Consider the following 4,176-nt stretch of genomic DNA (forward strand, 5'->3'; position numbering starts at 1 on the left):
AGCCGCGCTCGGTAATCTGCGCGACAGCATCGCGCTTGAACTCGTCACTGAAATTGCCAGACCCCATCATGGCCTCCTTGCCTCAAAAATAGGGAAGAAAGCGTCCACAAATCTAGGGGCTATTCAGTGACGTCCTGCTCGAATACCTTCTTCGTTCAGTTCGACATGCATTCGAGGGCTGCCATAAGTTTCACGTGACAGATCAAACTGATTACGAATATGCGCCAGGATGATCATATCATCGAGCTGACGACGACTGGGCAAACGATGCTTCCATACATAATAACCGCTGATACTGACGCCTGCGAAAGCGCACAACCGTGACAGAGACATATGAGCCTTCTCCGTGTCCATGAACGCAAACTTCATCGACTTATCTCCCGAGCGAAGAAGGCCGTCGCTTTTTTTAGTAGGTCACGTTCCTGTCGCAGGAGTTCATTTTCCTTACGAAGCCGGGCAAGTTCCTCGCTCATGTCCTCATGCGGACCAGAAAGCAGATCCTTCTCAGCAAAATTGCGACGCCAGCGGTCAAGTGTTGATTTGCCAATGCCAAGGTCGTCCGCAACCGATGAAATGCTTAGACCACTCGTCGTCAAAATACAAACGGCTTCCCGTTTGAAATCTTCTGTAAATTCGCGCTGCTTCAATTCTAAGTCTCCTGTCAGTTTTATCTAACAGAAGCCCCCCACTTTTGAAGGGGAAGTCCTCATTGCCGCCAAGGGAAAGGGCCTGACGAAAGGTCAGCCAGCCCTGGCCGGGGAAACCATGCTCGATAACAGCGCCCCAGAGGATCAGAACGTTGATCCCTGAGTAGCTCCGTCCAGTCGAGGCGTTTTGCGGCAGGCCGAGCGGCGCTTTCGCTGCCGACGTGCCCCACGGCTGGACCCAGGGAATACGTCCGGCCTCCAGCTCGGCGATGATCTTGTTGGTGATTTCGTCGTAAAGGTTTTCCCGGTCCGAGCCGGTGCGCATGTTGCGGTCATATCTGGACATCGCGGTTCTCCGCGACAGGCGCCGGGAGCCTCTCTCCCAGCCCTCAACCCGTCACGGCAAATCCCGTCCGCACTCTCACTCTCAAGGGGGCGCTGCGGGGTCTCCCCGCTGAATTCCGTCTTCTGCCAGCATCGCGGCGACATCTGCAATGGACCGCAGCAAGACCAATGGATCATCCTTTGAAGGGATGAACCCCCGGCGCAGCCAGAACCGGGCAGCCTCTTCATCGACGGCGTTGACAATCAGCACCCGCCCACCGATCAGGCGCGCAGCCTGTACGCAACGCTGCAGAGCATGCTTCATCAAGCCTGTGCCGATCCCCTGCCCGGCCCATTCCGTATCCGTGGCGAGTTGCCCCAGAAGCAGGCAGGGAACAGGATTGGGGGGCTGCCCGGTGCGAATCGCACGCGGCAGGATCGAAGGGACAGCGCCTGTGGGCGCCAGCCCGTAGTATCCGACGACGCGCCCCGCGTCATGAACGACGACGACTGCCGTGAAACCCTTTTCCTGATTGGTAAGAGCGCGGATCTTCAGCCAGTGGTCGAGCGTCGGCTTTCCGCAGGAGAATTTTGAAACGTCATGCGCCGCGGTGAGCGGCTCGGGAGCCGATAAAACCACGGCTCAGCGCTTCGGCTCGTAACCGGGCTCCCATGGGGCGGGCCGCCTGAGCACCTCCATCATCTCCGGAACGATGGTGGGAGGACGAGACAGGATTTCCATGAAATCGGCAAAGCCTTCGGGACTCATACGGATAAGCCCCTGCTCCATGACGACCTCCTCCGCGGCGCGCACGGCGGCGTCCCGGACGAAATCCGTGCGAGAGCGGCCGCGCAGGCTGGCCGCGCGATCAATCATCGCGACATCCGCCTCTGGCAGACGCATCGAGATCGGGTATTCCTTACGTTCGACAGTGGCGGCCATTGTTTTCTCCTTTCCGAGCAAGATAATATCTTGTATCGCTAAATGCAATACGATATTCATCCGCGTCGTTCACTACCTATCGCGCTTTGCTGAACACGACGCCAAGGTAGCCGAGGAGGTCACATGCTTCAGAAGCAGGCTTCACGCAAATTTCGTAGGTCATTTTACGACGCCAGCGCGCGCCATGCTACGCCGACGCCCGCTACAGTACGTGCATCCGCTCCGTTTCACGCCGATCATTCTGCTTTGAATTCAGTTGTTTATCTCAGCTTTGGCGTGAATTCTAAGGGCCATTACCCCGAAAGCACGCAAAGCCACAAAAACGGTTACGCCAAGCGAGCGCCGAGAACTGCTCGCAGCGATGCTTCCCGACGCGCCGGAACTGACCTTCACTCCGCGCGGAAACCCGGACCCTCGTCTTATTCAACTCGCCCGTCTGCTCGGCAGACAGATCGCGCGTCAGGACTTCGAAGCGCAGATCCGCAAACGGGGCCCGAACGGCCCTGATGACGGGAGACCTCATTTGAAAGTTGCCATCTACGCCCGCTATTCTTCCGACAATCAGCGCGATGCCTCGATCGCCGACCAGCTTCGCATGTGCCGGCTACAAGCCGAAAAGCAGCGCTGGCAGATTGTCGAGCAATATAGCGACCACGCGATCTCGGGCGCTTCGCTGCTACGCCCTGGTATTCAATCCCTGATCTCGGACGCCAGTCGTGGTCGTTTCGATCTGATCCTGGCCGAAGCGATGGATCGGCTTTCGCGCGATCAGGAGGACATTGCCGGCCTGTTCAAGCGCATGTCTTATTCGAATGTGAAGATCTTCACTCTCTCCGAAGGAGAGGTGTCCCATCTCCATATCGGCCTCAAGGGCACGATGAATGCCCTGTTGCTCAAGGATTTGGCCGACAAGACCCGTTGCGGCCAGCGCGGTCGCATTGAGGCCGGTAAATCCGGAGGCGGCAATTCCTACGGCTACGATGTCGTCAAGAAGCTCGACGGCAATGGCGACCCGGTTCGTGGCGATCGCGCTATCAACGAAACCCAGGCCAAGGTGATCGAACGGATATTCCGCGGACTATGCTGCCGGCAAGTCGGCCAAGACGATCGCTTTTGCACTCAACAAGGAAGGCATCCCGGCGCCCACAGGGGGCACTTGGGGATTCAGCACCATCAACGGCAATCCGAAGCGCGGAACCGGCATCCTCAATAACGAGATGTACATCGGAAAGCTCACGTGGAATCGCCAGCATTTCGTCAAAGACCCTGATACAGGCAAGCGACAGGCGAGACCGAACCCGGAATCCGATTGGGTGATCCAGGAGGCGCCGGAGTTGCGCATCATCGATGACGAACTCTGGCAAGCGGTCAAAGAGCGACAAGAAAAGAACAAGATCGAGCAGAACGATGACGGCTATGCCGATGTCGCGACGATCAATTATCGTCGTCGCCCCAGATATCTCTTCTCCGGCCTGACTAAATGCGCCTGCTGCGGCGGAGGTTATTCGGCAATTTCGGCCACCCTGATCGGTTGCTCGACAGCCCGCAACAAAGGCACCTGCGACAACCGCGTCAACATTCGCCGCGATGAGTTGGAGTCAAGGGTGCTGGACGCCCTGCGCAATAGCATTCTCGATCCCGAAGTTTTCGCCGAATTCTGTGACGCTTATACGCAAGAGATGAACCGACGTCGGATGGAGGCCCGCGCGACCATCAACGCAACCGTGGCAGAGATCGATCGGATCGACTGTGAAGTTCAAAAGCTGATGGACCTTTATCTGAAGGATGCCTTGCCCATTGAAGACGTGAAGGAACGCGGAGACAAATTGCGGGCACGTAAAGCTGAGCTCGCCGCATTCCTGGCAACCGCCGAAGAACCGCCCTCGCTCCTACATCCGGCAATGGCCCGCCAGTATCGGCTGCATGTCCAACAGCTCTACGAAACGCTACAGGACGATTCCGATGAACAGCGGACGAAGCCGCCAATATCCTGCGCACGCTCGTTGAGCGACATCATCCTGACGCCGGTTGACGGCAAGGTCGAGATCGACGTTCGCGGCGATCTTGCTGGAATCCTGACACTCTCGGTACAAACAAAAAGCCCGCCGGAGAGACGGGCCGATCGCAATTAAAGATGGTTGCGGGGGCAGGATTTGAACCTGCGGCCTTCAGGTTATGAGCCTGACGAGCTACCGGGCTGCTCCACCCCGCGTTAATGCATTTGATTATATACCGGTAAGGATCTTGTATGGGCGTTTTGCG

Annotated in this window: 4 protein-coding genes, 1 tRNA gene and 2 pseudogenes; 2 read left to right on the top strand and 5 right to left on the bottom strand. The window is 57.4% G+C overall.

Features of this window, described 5'->3' with window-relative positions; translation table 11 throughout:
• Nucleotides 1–126: 126 nt before the first annotated feature.
• The 4 genes and pseudogenes from AVM02_RS13675 to AVM02_RS13690 form a co-directional block, all read right to left on the bottom strand.
• A pseudogene (locus AVM02_RS13675) lies at nucleotides 127–647 on the bottom strand (transposase); the annotation flags it as partial.
• 61 nt (nucleotides 648–708) lie between these two features.
• Nucleotides 709–993: pseudogene (locus AVM02_RS13680) on the bottom strand (ArdC-like ssDNA-binding domain-containing protein); the annotation flags it as partial.
• 81 nt (nucleotides 994–1,074) lie between these two features.
• Nucleotides 1,075–1,611 carry a GNAT family N-acetyltransferase gene (locus AVM02_RS13685; protein ID WP_411507482.1) on the bottom strand — a complete coding sequence of 179 codons (537 nt, stop codon included), beginning with the start codon at nucleotides 1,609–1,611 and terminating at the stop codon, nucleotides 1,075–1,077.
• A gap of 3 nt (nucleotides 1,612–1,614) precedes the next feature.
• On the bottom strand, nucleotides 1,615–1,914 hold the full coding sequence (locus AVM02_RS13690; RefSeq protein WP_339439276.1) for a DUF1778 domain-containing protein: 300 nt from the start codon (nucleotides 1,912–1,914) through the stop codon (nucleotides 1,615–1,617).
• Between the two features lie 361 nt (nucleotides 1,915–2,275).
• Here AVM02_RS13690 and AVM02_RS13695 point away from each other — a divergent pair, with 361 nt between their 5' ends.
• Both AVM02_RS13695 and AVM02_RS13700 read left to right on the top strand, forming a co-directional pair.
• On the top strand, nucleotides 2,276–3,127 hold the full coding sequence (locus tag AVM02_RS13695; protein ID WP_411507483.1) for a recombinase family protein: 852 nt from the start codon (nucleotides 2,276–2,278) through the stop codon (nucleotides 3,125–3,127).
• A complete protein-coding gene (locus tag AVM02_RS13700; RefSeq protein ID WP_411507484.1) occupies nucleotides 3,048–4,046 on the top strand; it encodes a recombinase zinc beta ribbon domain-containing protein in 999 nt (332 codons plus the stop codon). Before AVM02_RS13695 ends, AVM02_RS13700 begins: the two co-directional genes overlap by 80 nt.
• A gap of 3 nt (nucleotides 4,047–4,049) precedes the next feature.
• Here AVM02_RS13700 and AVM02_RS13705 read toward each other — a convergent pair.
• Nucleotides 4,050–4,126: transfer RNA gene (locus AVM02_RS13705), tRNA-Met, on the bottom strand.
• Nucleotides 4,127–4,176 lie beyond the last annotated feature (50 nt).

This window comes from Brucella anthropi (genome assembly GCF_046630315.1).
Taxonomy (GTDB): Bacteria; Pseudomonadota; Alphaproteobacteria; order Rhizobiales; family Rhizobiaceae; genus Brucella; species Brucella anthropi_A.

Coding starts and splice junctions, on each gene's coding strand:
- AVM02_RS13690 (WP_339439276.1), bottom strand. CDS start 1,914: ATGGCCGCCACTGTCGAACGTAAGGAATACCCGATCTCGATGCGTCTG.
- AVM02_RS13695 (WP_411507483.1), top strand. CDS start 2,276: ATGCTTCCCGACGCGCCGGAACTGACCTTCACTCCGCGCGGAAACCCG.